Annotated in this window: 19 protein-coding genes; 9 read left to right on the top strand and 10 right to left on the bottom strand. The window is 68.2% G+C overall.

From position 1 onward, the window contains the following. Positions 1 to 88: 88 nt before the first annotated feature. From IPG05_15595 to IPG05_15575, 5 genes are read right to left on the bottom strand one after another with little or no spacing between them, the layout of a single operon-like run. Positions 89 to 1,804 (bottom strand): hypothetical protein, encoded by a 1,716-nt coding sequence (locus tag IPG05_15595; GenBank protein ID MBK6496501.1) that lies wholly within the window; start codon positions 1,802 to 1,804, stop codon positions 89 to 91. Next, the gene (locus IPG05_15590; protein MBK6496500.1) at positions 1,801 to 5,037 is read right to left on the bottom strand and encodes a hypothetical protein; all 3,237 of its coding nucleotides are present in this window, start codon (positions 5,035 to 5,037) and stop codon (positions 1,801 to 1,803) included. The genes IPG05_15595 and IPG05_15590 overlap by 4 nt, the downstream gene beginning before the upstream one ends. After that, a complete protein-coding gene (locus IPG05_15585; protein ID MBK6496499.1) occupies positions 5,034 to 7,046 on the bottom strand; it encodes a cytochrome c3 family protein in 2,013 nt (670 codons plus the stop codon). The genes IPG05_15590 and IPG05_15585 overlap by 4 nt, the downstream gene beginning before the upstream one ends. After that, positions 7,047 to 8,474 carry an NAD(P)-binding domain-containing protein gene (locus IPG05_15580; GenBank protein MBK6496498.1) on the bottom strand — a complete coding sequence of 476 codons (1,428 nt, stop codon included), beginning with the start codon at positions 8,472 to 8,474 and terminating at the stop codon, positions 7,047 to 7,049. Positions 8,475 to 8,483: 9 nt separating this feature from the next. Next, complete coding sequence (locus IPG05_15575; GenBank protein ID MBK6496497.1) at positions 8,484 to 9,506, bottom strand: hypothetical protein; 1,023 nt, start codon at positions 9,504 to 9,506, stop codon at positions 8,484 to 8,486. 199 nt (positions 9,507 to 9,705) lie between these two features. Here IPG05_15575 and IPG05_15570 point away from each other — a divergent pair, with 199 nt between their 5' ends. After that, entirely contained in the window at positions 9,706 to 10,500 is a 795-nt protein-coding gene (locus tag IPG05_15570; protein ID MBK6496496.1) for a zinc ribbon domain-containing protein, read from the top strand. A 171-nt stretch (positions 10,501 to 10,671) separates the two neighbouring features. After that, positions 10,672 to 11,337 carry a carbonic anhydrase gene (locus tag IPG05_15565; protein ID MBK6496495.1) on the top strand — a complete coding sequence of 222 codons (666 nt, stop codon included), beginning with the start codon at positions 10,672 to 10,674 and terminating at the stop codon, positions 11,335 to 11,337. Here IPG05_15565 and IPG05_15560 read toward each other — a convergent pair. Beyond that, positions 11,334 to 11,621: a hypothetical protein gene (locus IPG05_15560; protein ID MBK6496494.1), complete on the bottom strand. Its 288-nt coding sequence runs from the start codon at positions 11,619 to 11,621 to the stop codon at positions 11,334 to 11,336. The genes IPG05_15565 and IPG05_15560 overlap by 4 nt on opposite strands. 174 nt (positions 11,622 to 11,795) lie before the next feature. Here IPG05_15560 and IPG05_15555 point away from each other — a divergent pair, with 174 nt between their 5' ends. The 3 genes from IPG05_15555 to IPG05_15545 all read left to right on the top strand — a co-directional run bounded on the left by IPG05_15555 (position 11,796) and on the right by IPG05_15545 (position 17,192). Then, positions 11,796 to 13,118: a protein kinase gene (locus IPG05_15555; GenBank protein MBK6496493.1), complete on the top strand. Its 1,323-nt coding sequence runs from the start codon at positions 11,796 to 11,798 to the stop codon at positions 13,116 to 13,118. Next, on the top strand, positions 13,115 to 14,341 hold the full coding sequence (locus IPG05_15550) for a hypothetical protein (protein MBK6496492.1): 1,227 nt from the start codon (positions 13,115 to 13,117) through the stop codon (positions 14,339 to 14,341). Before IPG05_15555 ends, IPG05_15550 begins: the two co-directional genes overlap by 4 nt. A 244-nt stretch (positions 14,342 to 14,585) precedes the next feature. Beyond that, complete coding sequence (locus IPG05_15545) at positions 14,586 to 17,192, top strand: Ig-like domain-containing protein (GenBank protein MBK6496491.1); 2,607 nt, start codon at positions 14,586 to 14,588, stop codon at positions 17,190 to 17,192. Between the two features lie 18 nt (positions 17,193 to 17,210). On the opposite strand, the gene IPG05_15540 is transcribed toward IPG05_15545, so the two are convergent. The 4 genes from IPG05_15540 to IPG05_15525 all read right to left on the bottom strand — a co-directional run bounded on the left by IPG05_15540 (position 17,211) and on the right by IPG05_15525 (position 19,380). Then, on the bottom strand, positions 17,211 to 17,687 hold the full coding sequence (locus IPG05_15540) for a Rieske (2Fe-2S) protein (protein MBK6496490.1): 477 nt from the start codon (positions 17,685 to 17,687) through the stop codon (positions 17,211 to 17,213). Between the two features lie 102 nt (positions 17,688 to 17,789). Beyond that, positions 17,790 to 18,290: a hypothetical protein gene (locus tag IPG05_15535; GenBank protein ID MBK6496489.1), complete on the bottom strand. Its 501-nt coding sequence runs from the start codon at positions 18,288 to 18,290 to the stop codon at positions 17,790 to 17,792. Beyond that, positions 18,290 to 18,916, bottom strand: a complete 627-nt coding sequence (locus tag IPG05_15530; GenBank protein ID MBK6496488.1) for a hypothetical protein — start codon at positions 18,914 to 18,916, stop codon at positions 18,290 to 18,292. Before IPG05_15530 ends, IPG05_15535 begins: the two co-directional genes overlap by 1 nt. Positions 18,917 to 19,083: 167 nt before the next feature. Continuing rightward, positions 19,084 to 19,380: a hypothetical protein gene (locus IPG05_15525; protein MBK6496487.1), complete on the bottom strand. Its 297-nt coding sequence runs from the start codon at positions 19,378 to 19,380 to the stop codon at positions 19,084 to 19,086. 531 nt (positions 19,381 to 19,911) lie between these two features. On the opposite strand from IPG05_15525, the gene IPG05_15520 reads away from it, so the two are divergent. The 4 genes from IPG05_15520 to IPG05_15505 all read left to right on the top strand — a co-directional run bounded on the left by IPG05_15520 (position 19,912) and on the right by IPG05_15505 (position 23,760). Further along, positions 19,912 to 21,126, top strand: coding sequence for a GAF domain-containing sensor histidine kinase (locus tag IPG05_15520; protein ID MBK6496486.1), 1,215 nt, complete (start codon positions 19,912 to 19,914; stop codon positions 21,124 to 21,126). Between the two features lie 16 nt (positions 21,127 to 21,142). Next, complete coding sequence (locus IPG05_15515) at positions 21,143 to 21,826, top strand: response regulator transcription factor (protein MBK6496485.1); 684 nt, start codon at positions 21,143 to 21,145, stop codon at positions 21,824 to 21,826. Beyond that, positions 21,823 to 22,167, top strand: a complete 345-nt coding sequence (locus IPG05_15510) for a hypothetical protein (protein MBK6496484.1) — start codon at positions 21,823 to 21,825, stop codon at positions 22,165 to 22,167. The genes IPG05_15515 and IPG05_15510 overlap by 4 nt, the downstream gene beginning before the upstream one ends. An 84-nt stretch (positions 22,168 to 22,251) precedes the next feature. Continuing rightward, entirely contained in the window at positions 22,252 to 23,760 is a 1,509-nt protein-coding gene (locus tag IPG05_15505; protein MBK6496483.1) for a peptidase S41, read from the top strand. Positions 23,761 to 23,763 lie beyond the last annotated feature (3 nt).

Below are 23,763 nucleotides of genomic sequence, written 5' to 3'. Positions count from 1 at the left end.
GAAAGGTAACCCGTAAAAAGTGACCAGTAACCCGGGAGGGGGGTCACTGGTCACTGGTCACTGGTCGCTGGTCGCTTCTCGCTTCTCGCTAGAACCGCCAGGTCACCGCCGCATACGTCTGCACCGACGCCGAAGCCGTTCCGGACTCGCGGTAGGTGGAGAGCATGATGTAGAGCGAGCGGCCCACGGCGACGTCGAGGTCACCACCGGCCCAGGTGAGGCGGGTGGCAGGGAGGCCGGCCGAGGGCATGAGACTGGTTCGGACACCGGCGTTGAGCGAGAGGCGGACGGCCTGCCCGGGGGCGACTTCGACCGCCACGGACGAGAGCCGCCCTTCGGTGATCGCGCCGGTGTACTGGGTGGTGCGGGCACGGAGGCCGAGGCCGAGGGGCGTCAGTTGCGTCGCCGACGCGGAAGCGGTGAAGGCCTGGGACTTCCCTTCCGAGCCCCCGCCACTGGAGCGGATGTCGCTGCTCAACCGGAAATGACGCGAGGGGCGCAGCGAGACTTCGCCCCACTGGCCCTGCCGCAGCGCGTCGTCAAAGGCAATTTCGGGATTGACGAAGTCGCGGTAGAGGCGGACGCTGCGGCGCGAGTCGAGGCCGCCCGAGATCGACAGCGCTCGGCTCATGCTCACCTGGGCGGTCAATACGGTGGAGGTGAAGGTCGCGAATGACCCCTCGGCCTGCCGCTTCCAGCCGCGATTGACGTCGATCTCCTCGGCGGCGTAGATCGAGACCACCCGCGTGTTGAGCGTCCCGCGCAGGTACGCGAACTCGCGATCGATTTCGCCGCGATTGTAGGAGCCGATGGCGCCGACCGTCGCACTCCACGGCGATGCACTCCCCTGGGCGCTGTGCCGCTGCAACCAGAGCCCGGCCTCGGTGGTCGCCGCCGACGGCGCGAAGCTGCCGCCATCGGGCATGGTGCCAACGAGGCCGCCGCCGCTCCACTTGCTGCCATTCACGTCGAGGGCAACGCCATCGAAGATGCCGATCGGCGAGAGGACGGTCGCGAACTGGCGACCCATGGCGAGTCGGGTTCCGGTCGGCGAGCTCTGCCGGATCAGCGCCGCCTGGTAGACGCGGGTCGCCCCGGCTGGTGCCGAGGTGGCGGATGACGAGCCGCCGGTGACACTGGTGCGCTGCATCCGCACATCGACGGCAAGTCCCATCGATGACCCGCCGATCTGTGCGCCGTCGAGCCGCAAGTCGACCGACGGCTGCCGCAGGGTGCTGCCACCAGGCTGATTGATCGTCAGGTAGCGGAGTCCGACCCGCCCGCGCACTGGGGACCGACGAGTCCCCGCACGCGTGACGGGCCGGCTCCCCGCGGCGGTGAGCGTGGTTGGCACCTGTTCCACCACGACGGGGACATAGGAGACCGAATCGCCCACCGTGATTGCGCTGCTGCTCCGAGTGACCGCGCAGGCGGTGCGGCTCGAGGAGACGAAGCTCGCGGAGAGTTCGCCGATCGTCTGCCCGGCGCGCACGACCGTGAAGATCGTCCCTTCCTTGACGCCCTGCTTGCTGCCGACCTCCAGATAAATGGTCGAACCGCTGACGTAGGTCACCGCCGCCCAGCTCCGCGGAGGACCGGGAGGCGGCGTGACCAGGGTCTTCGCGGGCTCGGCCGCGGGCTTCGTCGCGGTGCCTTTGGCGGCGGAGGCCGGCGTGGGCTTCGGTGCACTCTTCGGGGTCGTCTTCGGCGTCTTCGTGATCTGCGCAGTGAGGCACACCGAGGGGAGTCCGAGACCGAGGATCACCATCGCCACCACCCTGAAGTGGCTCCGTCGATTGCTCATGAGCGACCCCGCGGGTGACAGGAGTAGCAGGCGGTCGCGACGTACTGATACCCGCTCCGCCCGCGATGCTCGGAATCGGTGCTGGTGCGCGAATGGCAGCCCGAGCTCATGCAGGTGTACACCGCGTAGTTGCCCGGGGCCGTGTGGCAGGTGGCACAGCTCGCCCAACGCCCGCGGTGGTTGCCCGAATAGATCGGGAAGTAGGGGCCGTCGTGGTCGAACGTCGCACCCTGCCAGCGCGTCGTGGTGTGGCAGGTGGCACAGGTCGTCGGGAACGCCGACCCCGAGTGCGACGGATTGGTCGCCGAGGTGTAGTCCTGCTGGTGGCAGGAGATGCAGGTCGCCGGCAAGCCGCGATAGACGTTGTTCAGGTGGCACGTGGCACAGCTGGTCGTGATGTGCGCGCCGGTCAGCGGGAACGCAGTCGTGCCATGGTTGAAGGTCGCCCCCTCCCACCGCGTCGTCGTGTGGCAGGTCGTGCAGGTCGTTGAGAAGCCGGCCGCGGCATGCGGGGGCGTCGTGGTCCGACTGAAGTCCGTCTGGTGGCACGAGATGCAGGTCGTCGGCTTGCCGCGATAGACACCGTCGGCGTGGCAGCTCGCGCAGCTCACGGCCTGGTGGGCCCCGGTGAGCGGGAATTGCGTCGTGCTGTGATTGAACGTCGCGCCAAGCCACTGGGTGGTGGTATGGCAGGTGGTGCAGTCGGTCGAGTAGCCGGCCGCCGCGTGCGCCGGGGTCCGGGTCGCGTCGTAGTTGGTGCGGTGACACGACACGCAGGTGGTCGACTTCCCGGCATAGACGCCATCGGCGTGACAGGACGCGCACGTCGCCGTGAGATGGCCGCCGGTCAGCGGGAACCGCGTGGTGCTGTGGTTGAAGGTCGCACCCTGCCACCGCGTGGTGGTGTGACAGGTGGTGCAGTCGGTGGAGTAGCCTGCCGCGGCATGTGCCGGCGTCCGCGTACCGTCATAGTCAGTGCGGTGGCACGAGACGCAGGTCATCGACTTGCCGCGGTAAACGTTGTCGGCGTGGCAGGAAGCGCACGACGCCGCCTGGTGACCGCCAGTCAGCGGGAATCGCGTAGTCCCGTGGTTGAAGGTCGCGCCCTGCCACCGGGTCGTGGTATGGCAGGTGGTGCAATCGGTTGCGAAACCTGCGGCCGCGTGCGGCGGCGTGGTGGTGCGCGTGAAGTCGGCCTGGTGACACGACAGGCACGCCGTCGACTTGCCCCGATAGACGCCATCGGCGTGACAGGAGGCGCACGTCGCCGTGAGATGGCCACCGGTCAGCGGGAAGCGGGTCGTGCTGTGATTGAAGTTGGCGCCGAGCCACTGCGTCGTCGTGTGGCAGGTGGTGCAGTCGGTCGAGTACCCCGCGGCCGCATGGGCCGGCGTCCGGGTGGCGTCATAGTTGGTCCGGTGACACGAGATGCACGTCGTCGGCTTGCCCCGGTACACGCCATCGGCGTGACACGACGCGCAGGTCGCCGTGAGGTGCCCGCCGGTCAGCGGGAAGCGGGTCGTGGTGTGGTTGAACGTCGCGCCGAGCCACTGGGTCGTGGTGTGACAGGCGGTACAGTCCGTCGTGTACCCCGCCGCCGCATGGGCCGGGGTCCGGGTGGCATCGTAGTTGGTGCGATGGCACGACACGCAGTTCTGCGACTTGCCGCGGTACACGCCGTCGGCGTGACACGAGGCGCAGGTCGCGGTGAGGTGTCCGCCCGTCAGCGGGAATTGCGTCGTCGAATGGTTGAACGTCCCCCCCTGCCACCGGGTGGTGGTATGGCAGGTGGTGCACTCGGTCGAGAAGCCGGCGGACGCGTGCGGCGGGGTCCGCGCCTGATCGAAGCTCTGCCGATGGCAGGAGACGCAGGTCATCGACCGGCCGCGGTAGACGCCATCGGCATGGCACGACGCGCAGGTCACCGCCTGGTGCCCGCCGGTCAGCGGGAAGCGGGTGGTGTTGTGATTGAAGCCGGCACCGAGCCAGGCCGTCGAGTTGTGGCAGCTGGCGCAGTCGGTGGAGTAGCCGGCCGCCACGTGCGGCGGCACGGTCGTGCGGTCGAAGTTCTGCCGGTGACACGACACGCAGGTCATCGCCTTCCCCTTGTACACGCCGTCAGCGTGGCAGGAGGCGCAGGTCAGCGGCTGGTGTCCACCCGTAAGCGGGAAGCGCGTCGTCGTGTGATTGAACGGCGACCCGAGCCAGCGACTGGTCGTGTGGCAGGTGGTGCAATCGGTCGAGAAACCGGCCGCGCCGTGCGGCGGCGTCTTGGTCTGGTCGAAATTCGGGCGATGGCAGGAAACGCAGCTGGTTGCCTTCCCCTTGAAGACGCCATCGGTATGGCAGGCGGCGCACTGCGTCGCCTGGTGACCACCGGTCAGCGGGAAGGTGGTCGTATTGTGGTCGAAGGTCGCCCCGCGCCATACCGTGGTGGTGTGGCAGGTGGTGCAATCGGTGGAGAAGGCGGCCGCGCGGTGCGCCGGCATCGTGGTCTGGTCGAACTGCGGCTGATGGCAGGAGATGCAGGTCGTCGGCTTGCCGCGATAGACACCGTCCGCGTGACAGCTGGCGCACTGGGTCGCCGAGTGCGCCCCCGTCAGCGGAAACTGGGTCGTCTGGTGGTCGAACGGGGCGCCTCGCCAGGCGGTCTCGCTGTGGCAGGTGAGGCAGTTGGTGGGGAACCCCGCGGCCGAGTGCTTGGGCGCCGCCGCCTTGTCGTAGTCCGCGCGGTGGCAGCTGATGCAGGTCGACGGACGATTCGCGAACTGGGGCTGCCCGGCGCTGGTCGGGGTGTGACACGCCTCACAGGCCGTCGCCACGTGCGCCCCGCGGAGCGGAAAGCGATTCTCCTCGTGCAGGCGGGAGAGCCGCGCCTGGTCGGTGAAGCTGCGCGTGGTATGGCATCGCGCGCACTCGGTGCCGAGCTCGCTGCGGTGGACGTCCTGATGGCATGACGCGCAGGTGGCCTTGGTCTTCGAGAACTCCAAGGTCGTATGGCAGGCGGTACACGTCGCCGTCGCGTGCGCCCCGTCGAGCGGAAAGGTCCGCTCGGCGTGCCGGTACGTGGCTGCGATCCGCACCGGCTTCCACCCCTCGGGACGATGGCAGGTGGCGCAGGCCCCGATCGCCGGACCGTGCGGATTGGCGCCGGACTGCGCCGGGGCGCGGCCAACGAGGAGCGACAGCAGCACCACGGCGGCCGACAGGCCGCGCAGCAAGACGCGTGTCATTGCACCCCTCCGGCCGGCTTGGCCTTGTGACAACTCTCGCAGCTCGTGGCGACGGGCCGATAGATCACCCGTGCGGTTCCACCAACCTGCTCGGTGCGATGACACTTGGCGCAGGGAACCGTGGCATGTGCCCCCTTGAGCGAAAACGCCGATTGCTGTTCATGATCGAAGCGGAGCGTCCCGACAAAGCGATCGCTGGTGTGGCACGCCTCGCACCGGCCCTTGTCGGCCCTCGCGTCGAACTGCGTGCCGTGCGGAGTCTGATGGCAGCTGGCGCAGCTGGTGCCCTTCGGCACGCCCAGCGCCACCCGTGGCATCGTCCTGGACGCCCCGACGAGCGACGCCCGGCCCGTCGCAACGCCGCTCGACGCCGGCAGTCCGCTGTGACACTCTCGACAGGGCACCGCGCGATGGGCGCCTTCGAGGGCAAACGAGAACCGCGCATGCGATTCCATCCCGACCGTCGACGGGCGGAACGTCGTCGCCGAGTGGCAGTCGCCGCAGGTGAGGGTCGTGTCACGACGGCGCGTCTCGCCGGCAATGGCGTGCGGATCGGCGTGGCACGCGGCACAGCGGGTCTCTGGCAGTTTGAACCGGAGGCCAGCGGTACCGAGCGCGGTCGTCTTCGCGAAGGTCGGCAGGCCGCTGCGGGACGCCGAGTGGCAATCCGTGCAGGCAATCGCCGCGTGCCGTCCCTCGAGGGGCAGTGTCGTCGTGCTGTGCGTGGCCCGATCGTACCGGAGCTCCTTCCAGCCGAGATCGCTGTGGCAGCTCTCGCACGCCGTCCCGGGGAGCTGCGCGCCGTGTGCGTCGACGTGGCACGACGTGCAGGTGGCGAAGGCGACCCGCAGGTGCGTCACGCTTGCCGCCGCGGCAGCCCCGGGCGCCTTGGTCGCCTTGTGGCAGGAGGCGCAGGGGACCACGCGATGCTTGCCGCCGAGCGGGTACCGCGCCGTGCCGTGCTGGGCCACGGTGAAGGTCGATGGGGCGAAGCCTTCGACGCGATGGCAGGCGGCGCAGTCGACCACCGCGCCGGCCAGCGTCGCCTCCCCGGCATGCCGGTCGGCATGGCAGGAGGTGCAGGTGGTGGAGACCGGTCGTGGCTTCGCCATGTCCCGCCCGTGACATGCGTCGCAACCCACCTGGCGATGCTTGCCAAGGAGTGGGTAGCGAGTCAGCGAGTGGTTGAAGCCGCGACGATCGAGCACATCAAACCCCTGCGTAACGTGACAATCACTGCATTTCGATGACAGCCGTCCCTTGTGCGGGTCGGCATGGCAACTCGAGCATTCGGCGAACGGCAGGGGGCGGTACAGGGGGTTCCGCTTCCCCGTGGCATCCGGTGCAATACGGAGTGTCGGCGCGAGGTGACAGGCGTTGCAGGTCACCTGCTCATGGGCCCCCGTCAGACGATATCGGGAATTCATGTGATCAAATTTCGGGGCCGGATCCCATGCTTCGGCGGTGTGGCATTTCTCGCACTTCGGCCCCAGCGACTTCTGGTGCGGGTCGTCCGTGGCGTGGCATGACGCGCAGGCCGTCTCCAGCCCCATCCACCCCGGTGATCCCTTTCGCGGCGAGATCAGCGCCGCCGGGTCGGTCCGGTACTTCGCCACGTGACACTTGGCGCAGGCGAGCGGCGCATGCTTCCCCTCCAACGCCCACCCCGCGCCGCGGTGATCGAAGCGGTCGCGGCCGCCGGCCGGCCAGGCGATCATCGCGAACTCGCGACCGGCATGGTCCGGATGGCACGACGCGCAGCTCTTCCCCGACGTCTTCGCCTCGCGCGCGTGATACCCACGCCCCTGCGACACCAGCAGCGTCACTTCCTTGTGGCAACTCAGACAGAGTCGTGGCATCGCGTCCTTCGCGGGGCCATGGCACTGCGAGCACTTGGTCGCCCCTTCGAGCGCCTGGTGCGCCTTCGCCAGCGCACCCGGCGAGATCTGCGCATCCACTCGTCCCGGCAGCAACAGAACCACCAGCCCAAGCCACCGAAGCCAGCGCAATCAGCTCACCTTCTCGACGTCGCGAGGGATCGGCACGTCCTTCTGCACGATGCGCACGCCGATCTGCTCGAGGAATGCAAACGGCGCATCACCACCGATCCGGATCACCACGTCATCGTTCGGGATGATCATCGCGCCGGCCGGCCCCTCCAGGACCGCCACCTCGGCGCGCACCTCGCGCAGCTGCGTCTGCAGCAGCAAGGTGATCCGCCCGGCCGCCACCGCCCGATCGAGCTTCTCCTGATTCCGCGGCTTGATCCGTGGGAACGACTCACCACGGTAGGAGAGCTGCACCGTGGTGCCATCCTGATTCCCGAGACCCACTGCTGATTCGATCGCGCTGTCGCCGCCACCGACCACCAAGACCCGCCGCCCGGCGAACTGCTCCATCTCGACGATCTCGTAGACGACCTTGCTCAGTTCCTCGCCGACCACGCCGAGCTTCCGCGGTGAGCCACGGCGCCCCATCGCGAGCACCACGCGGCGCGTCCGATAGCGGCCGGCCGACGTCTCGACGTCGAAGAGCGTCCCTTCGGGCGTGACCTTCAGGACGCGCTCACCGGTGCGCACCTGGAGCCCGCTGCTCGCCACGATGCTCTCCCACGCGCGAAGCAACGCCTCCTTGGAGGTGTCCGCGACCCAGAGGTTGCCGTAGAGCGGCATCTGGATCGGTTCCGCGAGCAGCAACTTGTGGCGCGGATATTTCCGCACACTCTCCGACAACGAGCCCTGCTCGACCATCACGTACTTGAGCCCGCTGCGGATCGCCTCGACACCGGCGCTGAGGCCGGCCGGACCGCTGCCAACGATCAGCACGTCGACCGCATCGCGTTCGTCGGCCGTCGCCGGTGCCAGCGTCGACGCGATGTGTTCGACCGCCAGTCGGCCCTCGTTCACGGCGTTCTTGATGAGCCCGCGTCCGCCGAGTTCGCCGACGATGTAGAGGCCGGGGAGATTGCTCTCGAAGTTGGCATTGACCAGCGGGACCGAGACCCGGTTCACCGCCGCGCCCGTCGTCACCAGGATGCCACCGACCGGGCAGGCCGCCACGCATTCGCCGTGGCCCTTGCACAGCGCGTCATCCACCACCGCAAGCTTCTTGTGCATGGTGATCGCGCCCGGCTCCGGGCAGGCGTCCACGCACGTTCCGCAGCCGACGCAGACATCGGCTCGCACCATCGCCTTGGGCGCCCCGCTCCCGGCCGCGAGCTCCCCCTCGACGACCGGCGCCGAGACCAGTTCGTAGGCCTGCTGCGGCGCACCGCACTGACGGCACCGCATCGCCCCGACGTGGAGCGCCGTGCCGCACCGCGGACAATTCGGCATCATGGCCGACCCGCCGCCGGCCTTCGCCGTTGCGCGCAGGTGCATGCGGATGGCGAGCCCGGTGATCAGGACGAAGGCGAGGAGGGTCGCGAGGGATTCCATGGTCGCGGCCTAGTACCGCACCACGCCGACGGCGAGGACGACGACGATGTGGATGATGACCGCAACCATTGCCGTCACCGCGAAGGGACGGTGAGCCACGTGCCAGAACCGGAAGACCCGATGGGTCGCCTCGAGCATGCGCGACTGCTGCTCCAGCGACATCTCCTGCGACGCCAGGCGCACCGCCTCGCCGAGCGCAGCCTTGCTCAGCGGCCGGCCGGCAGGCGCGACACCGGCCCACCGGCGCTGCAGCTCCGAGGTGCGGCGCCACCGCGTGAGATCGTCGGCGAGCAGTCGGAGGAAGATCTTGCCGAGGCTCTGTTCGGCCTCCACCGGCGCCCCGACCGCAAGCGTGCGTTCGACCACGTCGACGCCGAGTCCGGTCGTCTCGGCCAGCTCACCGATCAATTCGCGCCGCCGCCCGGCGACTTCCTCGCGCGTCAGCTCGACGCCATTCCGGGCGCGCGGAATCCGGACGTAGAGGTAGCGGCCGATCACGCCGCTGGCGATCACGACCATCATCGAGAGGAGCCCGAGTCCGATCACGCCATCGGCGCGCCAGGTCGCATGAATCGCCAACAGGAGGGGCATCGCCAGGGCCGTGGCGACGTGAACATCCATCCATTTGCCGAGCGAGCCGAGGAAGGCGAGGCGCTTGTACTTCTTCCGGAGCGGGTAGAGCCAGAGGAAAATGAAGATCGCGACCGCGATGATCCCGGCGGTCAGGCCGACGGTCCCCGACGGGCGGAGCATGGCGTGCCACGGATGGCGAACCCGCTCGGCCATCGGTTCCAGGTAGTACGGGGCACCGATCAGGTTCACGGCAGCCAACGGCAACGCCACGCCAAAGGTCCAGCCCCAGATCTTCCAACGGCCCCGGCGCGCAGCGTCGGTCGCTGACGGCGTTGGCGTCGGCCGGCCCGCGGTGCTCGGGGGAGCATCGACCGCCGTCGATACTTGAGGCGCCCGGACCAGTTCAGGGTGGCGGGGCATCTCGTAGGCGGGGTGGAGTTGACGAGCCGGTTCGGTCATCCCTTCCCTCAGATCGTGCATCGAGTCGGCGAGGGGTTCGCCGACGTGGTTCTGTCCGGTCAGTTACGGAGGCAACAACCCGCGAGTATCGGAATCGGTGTGCATTCTTTGTACACTTGTACGCAAAGCAGATTGCGGGCCGAATTTCAGCGTGCCCCGTGAATGATTCAGGTCAATCAGTTGATGCGGCGGAGGCCCATTGCACCATTCATCTTCGACATCCTGTCCCCAGTGCGGCGCATCGGTCCACGGCAAATTCTGCGAGAGCTGCGGCACGGCAATCGCCGAATCGGCGTGTCGGCAATGCGGCATCGTGGCGGCGCCGGGTGCGATGTTCTGCGCGAATTGTGGGACGAGTTTCGGTGGTGACGCGCAACCGTCGGCCCCCGACACACCGAGCGTGGTCACCGCGCGCGGGACGCGCAGCTGGACCATACCGGCGATGATCGGGGTCGCGGCGATTGCGGCGTTGGGGTGGGCCGCATCGCGTCCGAGTCCAACCGTCACCAGCGGTGAGACCACGTCGCCGAGTGGTGCCGTGGTATCGGATGGCACCCCGCCAGATCTCTCGAACCTCAGTCCCCAAGAGCAATTCCTGCGATTGGCCGATCGGATCCAGGCGTCGGTGCAGTCGGGCGACACCGCCACCGTCGTCCGGTTCTTCCCGATGATGGAGCAGGCCTTCACCAATCTCCCGACCGCCGATCGCAACAACGATTTGCGCTTTCACCTCGCCTTGCTGCGTGCGCAGGTCGGTCACTTCCCTGGTGCAGTGGCGCAGGTCGACACGATCGTCGCCAGCGCGGAGAATCACCTCCTGGTCGACTATCTCCGCGCCCTCATCGCGGACTATCAGGGGAACGTCGCTGCCGGGCGCGCGGCGCGACTCGCGTTCCGACAACACTTCGATACCGAGGTCGCGTTGAAGCGCCCCGAGTACCTGGCCCACCGGTCTCTGCTCGACGACTTCCTGAAGACGACGCCGACGAAGTAGCGGGCAATAGCGCGAAGGGCTGATCAATAAGTGACCAGCAAAGTGTATTGAAAATCGACACTTTTGGCGGCCTGGCGAGAACCTACTCTCACCAGGCCGTTCGTCGTTCCCTCCGGAGAACTTCGGACCATCCCCTCACCGCCCACCCCGCCGCGGTAGTACCCTTCCTCCATGATCCCTGCCCACGAAGCCCTCGCCCGACTCCGGGCCGGCAATCTCCGCTTCAACACCAGCGTCAGCGGCGGCGCGCCGGTGCTCCACCAGGCGCGCCGAGCGGAGCTGACCGAGGGTCAGGAGCCGTTCGCCATCATCCTCGGCTGCGCCGATTCCAGGGTCCCGGCCGAGATCGTCTTCGACCAGGGACTCGGCGATCTCTTTGTGATCCGGGTCGCCGGCAACATCGTCGCCCCCTCGCTGGTCGGGAGCGTCGAGTTCGCGGCCGAGCGGTTTCACACCCGGCTGGTGGTGGTCCTGGGCCATTCCCAGTGCGGAGCGATCGTGGCGACCATCGAGGAACTGCAGCACCCCTCGCCGAGCTCAACCCACTCGCGCAACATCCGGGCGATTGTCGACCTGGTGCGGCCGTCGGTCGAGTCGCTCCTCGACACGCCGCTCGCGCAGGACCACGACGCCCTGGTGGCCGAAGCGGTCCGCGCCAACATCCGCGCCTCCGCCGACCACTTGCGTCATGGCTCGGAGATCCTGGAACAGTTGATTCGGGAGGATGGACTGCTGGTCGTGGGCGCGGAGTATTCGCTGGAGACCGGGGTGGTCACCTTTTTCGATGGGATGCCGGAGCTACCCGCCGCCGCAGGGCGCGGCGGCGGCGGGGGCTAGCCCTTCCGGCCGCTGGCCGGATCGCCCCGGTCGGCGATGATCCCCGGCTCGCTGCCCATGTGCTCGCCCAGCCACGCCAGCAACTGGCGGTCGATCTCGGCCTCGTCCTGATCCGCCAGCTCCGGCATGACCGTCCAGCGCTTGCCGGCGGCCATCAGCGCCCAGGTGGGGGGCACCTCGGGGTGATTGCGCGACGGATTGGCCCGCTGACCCTCACAGGTGACGAAATGGTATTCGCGCCCGCCAAGGGTCAGGCGACGCTGCAGGGTCTTGTAGGCGCTCATGCGAACTCACTCGTGCCGGGGACGAAGGACGGCAAAGTGGCCGCAGGGGAAAGCTAAGCGGGGGTACCCGGAATCGAGCCTCCGGCGGCGGATTGGCCCCTCCACCGCTGGCGCGTTCTTCGGGGCCGGACTTATCCTTTAGCTCTCAACCCTCTCCGGCCCGAGGCCTCCAGCTTGGCCGATACCACCCTCGAACGACTGCAGACCCACCTCGCCGATCGCTATGCGTTCGAGCGGGAGCTTGGCCGTGGGGGCATGGCCACGGTCTTCCTGGCCCGCGACATCAAGCACGACCGCAAGGTGGCCGTGAAGGTCCTCCACCCGGACCTCTCCGCCTCGATCGGCGGCGAGCGCTTCGAGCGCGAGATCCGGGTAGCCGGGCGCCTGCAGCACCCGCACATCCTCGGGATGTATGACTCGGGCGTCTCCGACGGGCTGCTCTACTACGTCATGCCGTTCGTCGAGGGGGAGTCGCTGCGCGACCGGCTCGACCGCGAGGGCCAGCTCTCCGTCGAGGATGCGCTGCAGATCACGCTCGAAGTGGCCGACGCCCTCGAGTACGCCCACAAGCAGCAGGTCATCCACCGCGACATCAAGCCGGAGAATGTTCTGCTCAGCGGCGGCCACGCGCTGGTGGCCGACTTCGGCATTGCCCGCGCCGTCGAGGATGGCGCGCAGCAACTGACGCAGACCGGCATGGCCCTCGGCACGCCGACCTACATGGCGCCGGAACAAGGGATGGGCGAGAAGGTCGGCGTCACCGCCGACATCTACTCGCTCGGCTGCATGCTGTTCGAGATGCTCGCCGGCGAGCCGCCGTTCAGCGGGAAGAACGCCTCGGCGATCCTCGCGAAGCACGTGATGGAGCAGGTGCCGTCGCTCCGGATCATCCGGCAGTCCGTACCCGAGGAAGTCGAGTACGCGATCTTCTGCTCGCTGGGGAAGTCGCCGGCCGATCGGCCCCAGAGCGCGGCGGCGTTTGCCGCCCTGCTGGTCGCGGCGCCGATGCCGGCGGGCGCAACGTCGACCCGCATGATGACGATGCGGCACACGACCGCGCGCCGCACCACCAGCGGGATGACGAGCGCCTTCGGGGTCGCCGCTCCGATGCCGGTGCCGCTCTGGAAGCGGCCGATGGTGCTCGCGATCGCGCTGCTGGTCTTGGTTGGTGGAGGATTCGGGGCGTACAAGCTGACGGCGGGTGGCAAGCCGGTGCCGCTGGCCGACAGCGGCGGGCTGTCCAAGAAGCGGATCGCGGTGCTCTACTTCCAGACTGGCGATTCACTCGCCACGCTCGCCGATGGTTTGACCGAAGCGCTGATCGAGAACCTGAACACCATCCCGAGCCTCGCCGTGATCTCCGCGGGTGGTGTCGGCCAGTATCGCGGCAATGACTCGATCCCGCCCGAGGACATCGGCAAGGCGTTGAACGCGGGGACGCTGGTCAGGGGACGCTCGACCAGCAGGGCGACAAGACGAAGATCACGATCCGGTTGATCGACGGCAATTCCGGCGTCGACTTCGGCGACCCCAAGAGCTTCACGGTCGATGGCCGCAACTTCGCGGCGGTGCGTGATTCGACTGTGACCGAAGTGGCTACCCTGATCCGTGAGCGCATCGGCGGCGAAGTGCTGCTGAAGGAACAACGCCGAGCCACGTCGAACAACGACGCGTGGTTGTTGGTGCAGCGCGCCGAGCGGCTCCGGAAGCAGGCAGCGGCCACGAAGGGTGACAGTGCGTTGCTGATCCGCGCCCAGGCCGACACGCTGTTCGCGCAGGCGGAGACGCTCGACCCGAAGTGGCCCGACCCGATCATCGGACGGGCCCGGCTGGCGTACGAGACCTCACGGCGGAATGCCGACCCGCTCGAGGCAAAGGCGCCGATCGACGCGGGCCTCGCGCACATCAACCGGGCGCTGGCGCTGCAGCCGCAGGACCCGAACGCGCTCGAGTTGCGCGGGAACCTGCAGTACTGGCGCTACCTCGTGAAGGTCGACGCCGAGAAGGAGAAGCAGTCGGCGTTGCTCACGGCGGCGCGCGCCGACCTCGAGAAGGCGACGGAGCTCAACCCCAATCAGGCCGGGGCGTGGGCGTCGCTCTCACACCTCTACTACGCGATTCCGGAAGTCTCACCCGCGGACATCTACCGGGCTGCCGAGAAGGCATGGGAGGCCGACGCCTTCCTCAGCAACGCGCAGGTGGTCTTGAACCGGCTCATCCTCGCGTCGTATGACACGGAGGAGTGGACAACTGCCACGCGTTGGTGCGACGAGATGCAGCGCCGCTACCCCGCCTCGTCCCAGGCGCCGCGCTGCAAGCTCTACCTCGAGACGTCGAAGAAGAAGGAGTGGGACGTCCCGCTCGCGTGGAAGCTGGCCGACTCGATCACGGCGATGGCGCCGAAGCCGCAGCAGCAGTTCGAGCGCTTCAAGAGCGACCTGCTGGTGGCGGCGGTGCTCGCGCGCGCCGGCCTCGGCGACAGTGCCAAGCGGGTGGTCGACCGGTCGCGCGGCAACCCGGACATCGACCCCAATCTCGAACTGCCACAGTTCGCGGCCTTCGTCGGCGCGCTCCGCGGCGACACGACGGCTGCCCTGGCCGACCTGAAGACCTATCTGTCCAAGAGCGACGATCGGCGGAAGGCGCTCGCGGCCTACCCGGGGTGGTGGTATCGCCCGATCGCCGAGACTCCCGGTTTCAAGAAGCTGCTCGCCAACTAGCCGGCACCGGCCAGCGGATCCCACGGCGCCCCACCCCCCACCGGGTGGGGCGTTTGGCATCCGGGACCCGGGAAATGCCCCGTCGCGACTGGCCCACAGGGGTGTAACGCGTGCGCAACACCATTGCGGACCTTTCGACTGTGGCGTATATCAATCGCCATTGGGGGTGGCAGGATGAATCGCCGCGGCGGCACGCTCGGCGTCCATCCCACCGCACTCCCTTCTGATTCCCCCTGGAGGCGTCGTGTTCCGTTCCACCCGGTTGCCGCTGCTCGCGGTGCTGTTGTTTGCCACGGCATGCGGAGACTCCGCCTCGCTGGCCGATCAGGCCACTGGCGCCGTCCCGACGCGCGGCCGCGCGGCGGACGCTGCCGCGTGCACGGCGGACCCCGTGCAGATCCAGGGCGCACTGTCGAGCGGCTTCTCGTCGCTCGCCAACAGCTTCACCGCCACGAGCACCTGGAACGCCGTCGTGCAGGCGACGAACGCGAACAATGCGACGCTGGCCAAGGCGAAGGCGTTCGAGTTGGTCGACTTCCTCCTCGCCAACGACGCGAACCAGCAGGTGGCGCTGTCGCCGGCGACCCTCGCCTCGGTGCTGAACCAGATCTTCTGTTACGTCGGCATCGACGCCGGGATCGCGAACCCCAAGGAGACGTGGGTCGTGCACGTCGGCGACCCGATGACCACGCTGCAGACGCTGGACCGCCAGTCCGGAGCCCAGTTCCCGCCGGATGCGGTCGTCGAGAACACCATCGTGACGGCGCGCCGGCTCACTGACCCGAACGCCCTCACGACGCCGCTCGACAAGTACGCGTTCATCTATGAGTGGACGGTGTCGCCTGCCCAGACGCTGAAGCCGGGCACGAAGGCGATCGTCGGCGTCTGCCCGGATCCCGTAGAACTCATCAACGTGCCGGCGAATGAAATCGACTCGCTGCTGGCGCGGCTGGTGCTCGGCCACCAGAAGAACCCGGCCACCTTCGAGGTGCTCCCGCGCGTCAACATTCCGCCGGAGATGACGCTCGCGTGCGGAGCGATCACCTCGGCCGCGATGCCGTCGAGCTGGGGTGGTCGGCTCCTCGACGCGCTGGCGAGCGTGGTGCGCCCCGCACCGCTCGCCGCTGCCGGTCGCCTCGCGGGCAGCGGCGGCATCGGCGGCGCGACCAGCGAGTTCTCGCCGTTCGAGCCGGTTGACCCGCAGCTCTTCGCCTCGGGCGGCGTCGGCGGGTCGACCAGCGAGTTCGTCCGCGACGCCCTCCTCGTGACCACGATCGATGGCACCGTCGGCACGACCCGCACCGGCGCGGGCCTCCCGACGATCACGGTCAAGACCCGCCAGGGGACGCCGATTCCGGGCGTCACCGCCGCCTGGACGACGGCACCGTCCACCGTGGCGCCCTACAGCGCGAAGCCGGGCAACGCCTCGGTCTGCGGCGCCGACGCCGCCACCAACGCCGCCGGGACTGCGGCCGTCGGCTGCATCAATTTCGGCACGACGTCCGACCTCCGCACCGCGTACACCAAGCTGACTGCGACGCTCACGCCACCGGCCAACCTCGACCCGACCGTGATCGAGTTTGTCCCGGAGGTGCCGAGCTGGCTGATCGCCGCGTATGGGGCAAGTAGCCTCGTCTTCACCCAACCGGCCGCGGGCAATTACAGCGCCGGTGCGTTGATCCCCGCCCGCGTCGAGGTGCGCTCCGACTTGGGCACGATCGTGCCGACCGCGTCGAACCCGGTGACGCTATCGCTGAACAAGAACAGCTTTGACGGCGGTGCCACGACAAAGGTCACCAATGCGGTCAACGGGGTGGCCACCTTCAGCACCACGATCCTGCAGGCGGCCACGGGCTATCGATTCGCCGCCTCTGCCACGCTCGGCGACGCGGGGCTCGTGTCCAGCACCACGGGGAGCAACCTCTTCGATGTCGCACCCGGTGCCGCGTTGCGGTTTGTGGCGGTCGGCCCCACGGCGTATGGCAAGGTGAACGGCGGTGCGGTCAGCCCGACGCCGACCGTCCGGGTCACCGACCAATTCAACAACCCGCAGGTTGGTGTCCCGGTCTTCTGGACACCAGGCGGCGCCATGGGTGCCACCGTGAACGGCGCGCCGCTGACGGCCACGACCCCCACCGGGGCCGACGGGAGTGCCTCGGTCACCTGGGTGCCTGGCGAAGGGGAGAATCAACTGCGCGCCTCGCTGCAGTCGACGCCGGGGGGCGCGGAGCTCTTCTACACCGCGACGCATTCCTCCGCCTACACGACCATCAACGCCTGCACCCCCGCCGCGTTTCGGGACGACATCGCCGCGTACTACTTCACCATTCCCGGTCCGGTGGGTGGCGGCGGATTGGTGCGTTCCATCGGCCTGTACCTCTCGGCCGAGGCAACGCCTGGGCAGAGCGGTCCGATCGCGTACCCGATGACATTGGTGGCCGAGCGCGTGGTGAAAAACGCCACGACGGGCGCGCCGCAGACGCAGTCGTTCAGCGCCTCGGCGATCGCGTTCCTGGGGGGCGAGAGTGAAGGCACCGGCGGTGTCGATCGGCTGGTCACCTTCCAGTTTGACATCGGTCCGCTGCCGAACGCGCAGCTGGTGACGCGAAACCGTCAGCCCGAGCTGGTGCTCCGCTTCCAGCTGCCGAATGGCGGGTATGGTCGGCGCATCAACTTCAACGGCGGCCCCTGCGCGCCGGGCAAGAACTGCTCACCGCCGCCTGGGTGCTCCGCCACGCAGTCCGCATTGCCCTTCCCGAGCGCCTCGATCTTCCGGAAGAGCGTCGCCCTGATCGTGCGCGGCCGGTTTACCACGGACCCGGAAGATCGCCGGCTGGGCCGGGCGCGCTAGGGCGCCGCGCGATTCCGATCAGAGTTTCACCACCGACGCGGACCAGCTTGACTGGTCCGCGTCGCTTTTGTGCATCGCCCCGACGTGCACGATGACGTCGGTCCCGGTCCGGGTGATCGAGAAGCGATCCATGTTGCGGGTGGCGCGGCCGGCGATGAAGGTGCCGTCGGGCTGGTAGCGCGACTTGTGCTTCGGACACTGGAACTCGTGCTTGGCCTCGGTCCACCGCAACGCCGTCCGCTGGTGCGGGCAGGAGAGGTTGAAGGCCCAGACACTGTTCTGCCAGCGAACCAGGATCACCTCGTTCACCTTGTCGATCTGCACGCCGTCGGCGGCCGGTACCGGATAGGTCGGATCGGCCCCGACGCGGCCGCTGGCCGTGACGCGACGCGGCTCCATCGCCGCGGCCACCTCGGCCGGGATGCCGGCCAGGAGCAACGCGCCCATCGCGGCCAAGCCGATCTCCTTCAGGAATTCCCGGCGGGGCCGGGTCAATTCGCAGCCTTCGCAGGCGGCGTCATCGTTGTGTTCGCTGCTCTCGTTCACGGCAACCTCAGGGCAGGACAATGGTGGAGGACCGACGTCGGTGCAGCGCACTCACGCCGCATTGACCAGCACGACCCCGACGACGGCGGTGCTGATCCAGAGCATCAGCGAGAACCAACTCACCCGGCGCAACGTTCCCCATCGCGCGTCGGTCGGATCGCGCCGGAGCAACCGCTCGGCACGCAACATGACCAGCCCGTTGACCGAGAGAAGCGCGACCAACGCCAGTTTCACCAGAAACGCGGGCGAGGCCGAGAAGGTCTCGACATCGGAAGCCGCAAGCGCCACCCCGCTCGCGAACAGCGCCGCCAATCCGATCTTCACCGGCCGGTGCACCGACTGCAGCTCCTCAAGCATCGCCATCCGGTCGGCCGTCTCGCGCCGCGTCGTGCGCAGCGTGAGTCGGTCCGCCGCGACGGCGAAGCCGCCGCCAAGCAGCATCGCCACGACGTGCACCGAAGTGACCGCGATCTCGGTCAGTCGGGAATCGGCATAGAACGCCTGCCATGGCGCACACCAGCGGGTGAGCGTGTCGATCAGCGTGGCGAGCATCAATCCTTCCAGAGCCACATCATCACGGTGGAGGCCGTCGCGAGACTGATCGAGGCGATGGCCCGCGTGCGGTGCGTCCGCGCGCCGGCATCCGATTCGCGCGCCCCTTCGGCCGCCGCAGCGGTCCACAGGAATCCGGCATCGGCCGCGAGCATGGCGATGGTGTGGATCCACTTGCGAGTCCGTCCCGAGGGATCCTTCCGCGACTCGTAGAGATTCCAGCCGCCCGTGACGGTGTTGACGGTGAAGAGCACCCCGAGTCCGGCTGCCACCGCCGAGTGCGCGCCACGCGCGCTGGATCGGTTCCCGCCGTCCTCGCCACCCTGGTTCACTCCGTTGCGCTGGTCACGCAGCAACTTCTCGCCAAGGAAGTACTCTGCCGCGAAGAGCGGCAACTCCGCGTAACTGGCGATGCGATGGATCTTCAACCGGACGGCGTACGCATCGCTGTATTCGATCGCCCTGAGGCGACCGGTGTCCGCAGGCACCTGATGAATGCCGACGGCAAGCGAGGCCACGCACGCGCCGCACTCACGAAGGGGGGTCGTCGACGTGGCGAGTTGCTGCGCGGCGAGCGACATCGCCGAAGTCGACGAGATGGCGAGGAGAATGGCGAACCTGCGCATGAGCAGCTCCCAGAGGTCAGCGTGATTCGAGCATCACCACGGAAGCGATACTCACGCGCCGGTGTGCAATCACTACCAAGGACGCGTGATCGGCAACCGCCAACACGGCCACGGAATGGGGACCGGATTAGTCGTCGAATCATTCCCGGTTCGCGCGATCGGGGCCGTCACTCCAGGTGACCGTCATGCGTTGGCCACCCGAGCAAGTGCCGCAACGCCGTCCGGGACGAGGTGTGTGGCACCTCCGTCAATTGCATCGCCTGCAGCGCGGTGCGAAGGGTGACCAGTTCCGGGTGCTCGACAGCCAGCATCTCGAGCACGGTCCCGCGCACCAACATTGTGCGCCGCTGCACCAGACACCCAAGCAGGCCATACTCGCGCCACCAGCTTCTGGCCGGAAGGACGTGCACCTCGGGAAGCTGCTGTGCCAGAAGGGCATGGAACTCGTCGAGCGTCGCAACCACCCGGGACGGGCCTGGGGGGTCGACCTGCCAGCAGCGGCAGAGTGCCGCGATGTCCTCGGGTGGGATCGGAAACCCCACCCGCCGCACTGTTTGCCAGGCTTCCAGTCCGTTTGGCTCCGTCGCCATCCTCCGTTTGACGTCCACTCGGCCCTGCTGGAGCTTCACCAGACTCGTGGACCGTCGCGACAGGAGATAAGTTTCGGATCGCATCTGACCCCACCCGGTCGGGAGGGCGTGGCGAAGGGCCTCGTGCCATTGCCGCGGACGGTGGTCAAAGCTCCGCCAGCCCCAGCGCGGCCCGGCATCGACGGAGCGTGGATGCGACCCTGAACCTGCCGTCGCTGCGTCGCCATCGCGAAGCGACATCTCGGGACTCCCGCACGGCAAGGGTAAGACGGAGACGTTCACGCAGGAAAAGTGCACGGTGGCACGGGAAGGGAGGATGGGCCGGGGATGAAGCTTTCTTCATCGCCAGCACAAGGCAGTCGGCACCAGACACTCACGGAGGCGACGCCCACGAACACCCCTGCCATGCCGGAAAACGATCAACTGGAGCGACTGGTCCTGGCCGGGCTCGCCCTGACCTCGGAGGCGTCACTCGACGGCGTGCTGCACCGCGTCGTGGCGATCGCTGCCGAGGTGATCGGTGCGCGCTACACGGCCATCGGCGTCCTGGCGCCGGATGGTCGAGTCCTCGAGCGGTTCGTCACCCATGGCATCAGCGACCAGGAACGCGAGGCGATGGGCCCGCCTCCCGTGGGGCATGGCGTGCTCGGGCTCCTGCTGCGAGAGGGGCGCCCCATTCGCCTGCCCGATCTGGTGCGCCACCCCGCTTCCCACGGCTTTCCCCCGCATCACCCTCCCATGCACTCCTTTCTCGGCGTCCCGATCACCGGCCGCCGTGGCATCATCGGCAATCTGTACCTCACCGAGAAGCAGGGGAACGACCAGTTCACCGCCGATGACGAGCACGTCGCCATCCTGCTCGCCGCCATGTCGGCGGCGGCGGTCGAGAACGCGCGCCTGCACGAAGAGAGCGCGCAGCTGCTGGCCGAAGTCCATCTCCTGCAACGGACCCGCGAGCGGTTCTTCGCGATGGTCAACCACGAATTGCGCAATGCCCTCGCCGCCGTGTATGGCTGGTCCGAGCTGCTGGTTCGCAAGCAGGATCGCGCGACGGCTCCGCGCGAGGCCTTCGAGGTGTATGACGCCGCCCAGCAGGCCATCGACCTGATCAGCGACCTCCTCGACCTGAGCCGACTCGACGAGGATCGGCTCAAGCCGGTCGTGCGGCGGGTCGACGCCGTCGCGCTGGCCCACCGTGCGGCCGGACGGGTGACCCCCGCCGCGCAGGCCAAGCGCATCCGCCTTGACCTCGAGCTCGCCGAGGGCGTGCCCACGATCGAGACCGATGCGAGTCGCGTGGAGCAGATCCTGATGAACCTGTTGACCAACGCGATCAAGTACAGTCCGGCAGGGACCCGGGTGCGCCTCTCCGTCCGCCCCGAGGGCGAGATGGTTCGCTATCTCGTGGAGGATGAGGGCCCCGGCATCCGCGAGGAGGAGGCAGAGCGGATCTTCGACGTGTACGTGACCACCGCCGAGGGGGAGAAGCAGGGCGTGGGGCTCGGGCTGCCGCTCTCGCGACGATTGGCCCGCCTCCTGGGCGGGGACCTCGACACGATGCCCCGCGCTGGCGCCGGGCTCTTCCACCTCGACCTTCCGATTGCCCGGAAGTCCCCATGACCTGGAGCACCCACTCATGAAGCTGCTGGTCGTGGAAGACGAGCGGAAGGTTGCCTCCTTCATCAAGCACGGCCTCGAGGAAGAGGGATACACGGTGGACGTCGCGGTCGATGGGGAGGAGGCGACGCTGCTGGCCCACGTGGGCGACTATGACGCGATCCTGCTCGACGTGATGCTGCCGAAGAAGAACGGTTTCCAGGTGGCGATCGAGCTGCGGCGGGAGGGCCGAACCACGCCGATCCTCATGCTCACCTCCCGCGATGCCCCGGAGGACGTGGTCCGCGGGCTCGACGCCGGGGCGGATGACTATCTCTCCAAGCCGTTCCGCTTCGACGAGTTGCTCGCACGGCTGCGGGCGCTGACCCGTCGAGGCGGCGCACAGCGACTCGACGCGCTCCAGTATGACTGCGTGGGAATGGATCGATTGCAGCATCGAGCGACCGCCCATGGGACCCCGCTCGACCTCACGCCGAAGGAGTTCCAGCTGCTGGAGTTCTTCCTGCTGCACGCCGAAGAAGTGATCCGAAGAACCACCCTGCTCGAGAAGGTCTGGGACATTCACTTCGACCCCGAGAGCAATGTGATCGACGTCCACGTGGGCAATCTGCGACGCAAACTGAATGCAGCGGCTGGCGTGCCGCTCCTCCAGACGATACGCGGGGTCGGCTTTCTGCTCCGTCGCGAGGAGGCGCCGACATGACGGCGTCGAGCGTCGCCCAGCCCAATCGCCGTCGCTTCTACCGACGGCAACTGCTGCACTCGGTCGTGTCGTTCGCCGTGCTCGCCCTCTCCCTGGTGATCGGGATGGTGGGCTACCGACACTTCGAGGGGATGACCTGGCTCGACGCCTTCCTGAACAGCGCCATGCTGCTGGGTGGGATGGGGCCCGTGGCAGTCGAGCTCTCCGAGCCCGGCAAGCTCTTCGCGGGGATCTACGCCCTCTACTGCGGCCTGGTGGTGATTGCCGTGACCGGCCTGCTGCTCGCCCCCGGGGTGCACCACCTGATGAAGAAGGTCGACTGGGAGGACCGCGACGCCTGAGCGGCTTGGCGCGCAGTCCCCGTTGCATCCATCGCGGCCCCCATGGCGAACCGTCAGGGAGCACCCCTCCCCTGGAGCCCCCTGATGCTGTCTCGCCTCACCCAGACGATGATCCTGACCGCCACCATCACCGCGGCCAGACCGCTTCCGGCACAACAGGACTCCCTCCGGCGCGACACTCCGCTCGCCGCGGCCTCGCTTCGCGCCGACCTCGGCGTGCTCCGACGCGCGTATGAGACGCTCCACCCGGGCCTCTATCGCTACCGCACTCGCGAGGACGTCGTCAGGCGCTTCGAGGCGGTCGACCGGTACTTCGGCACCGACCGCACGGTGGCCGAGGCGTTCCTCGCCTTGACGCGGTTGACGGCCGCCATCCGGTGCGGGCACAGCTACCCGAACTTCTACAACCAGTCGAAGGCCATCAGGGAAGCATTGTTTGAGGGGCAGGACAAAGTGCCGGTGGCCTTCCGTTGGCTCGGCCGCCGGATGATCGTCACGGCAGACCACGCCCCCGACGCCGACCTGCCGCGCGGTACCGAGATCCTCTCGATCGACGGGGTGCCGGCCCACGCCATTCTCGACTCGCTCTTGCCGCTCGCGCGCGCGGACGGCGGCAATGACGCCAAGCGCGTCGCCTACCTCGAGGTGCAGGGGCAGGAGCGATTCCAGCCATTCGATGTGCTGTACCCACTCGTCTTCCCCGTGCGGGAGCCGCGCTTCACGCTGGTGGTGCGCAGGCCGGGCACGACGGCGACGCGGCGCGTGGTCGTGGCGGCACTGACCGCTGCCGAACGGCGCGCCCAGGGTGGTGGCAGCGCCGAACCCGCCGCGGACACCCCGCTCTGGCGCTATGCAGAGGCGAACGGCATCGGCGTGCTGACGATGCCGACGTGGGCGACCTTCAACTCGAAGTGGAATGGGACGCGCTGGCTCGATTCCGTGCTCGACGCCGCGACGGCCCGCAGGCTTCCCGATCTCGTGGTTGACCTGCGAGCCAATGAAGGGGGCGTCGATGCCGGCAACCAGCTCCTCGCGCGACTGATCGACTCACCGCTCCAGTTGCCGACCTATCAGCGGCACGTGCGATATCGCCGCGTCCCGGATGATCTCGCGCCGTACCTCGACACCTGGGATCCCTCCTTCCGCGACTGGGGCGCAGCGGCGGTCGGTCCGGTCGACTCGCTGTTCTATCGGTTGGTGCGCTTCGATGACACGAAGGACGGCGCCGACGTGGTTGCCCCGGCTGCCACACGGTATCGTGGCCGCGTCTGGGTGCTCGTCGGCGCCGTCAATTCGTCGGCGACCTTTCAGTTCGCGCTGGCGGTCAAGGAGAGCGGAGTCGCGACCCTGGTGGGGCAGCCCACTGGCGGCAATCGCCGTGGCATCAACGGCGGCGCCTTCTTCTTTCTCCGCTTGCCGACGACGGGACTCGAGATCGACCTCCCGCTCATCGCCGGCTTCCCGACCACCCCGCAACCCGATGCCGGCGTGGTGCCCGACATCCTCGTGACGCCGACGCCGCGCGACATCGCGGCGGGAATCGATGCCGAGATGCAGGCGGTGCGGCGGGCGATCGTCAGCCGGAGGCGGTAGCCG

The organism is Gemmatimonadota bacterium (assembly GCA_016704275.1).
Classification (GTDB): domain Bacteria; phylum Gemmatimonadota; class Gemmatimonadetes; order Gemmatimonadales; family GWC2-71-9; genus Palsa-1233.
Note: the sequence above shows the minus strand (reverse complement) of the source record. Positions and strands in the feature narration are given on the sequence as shown.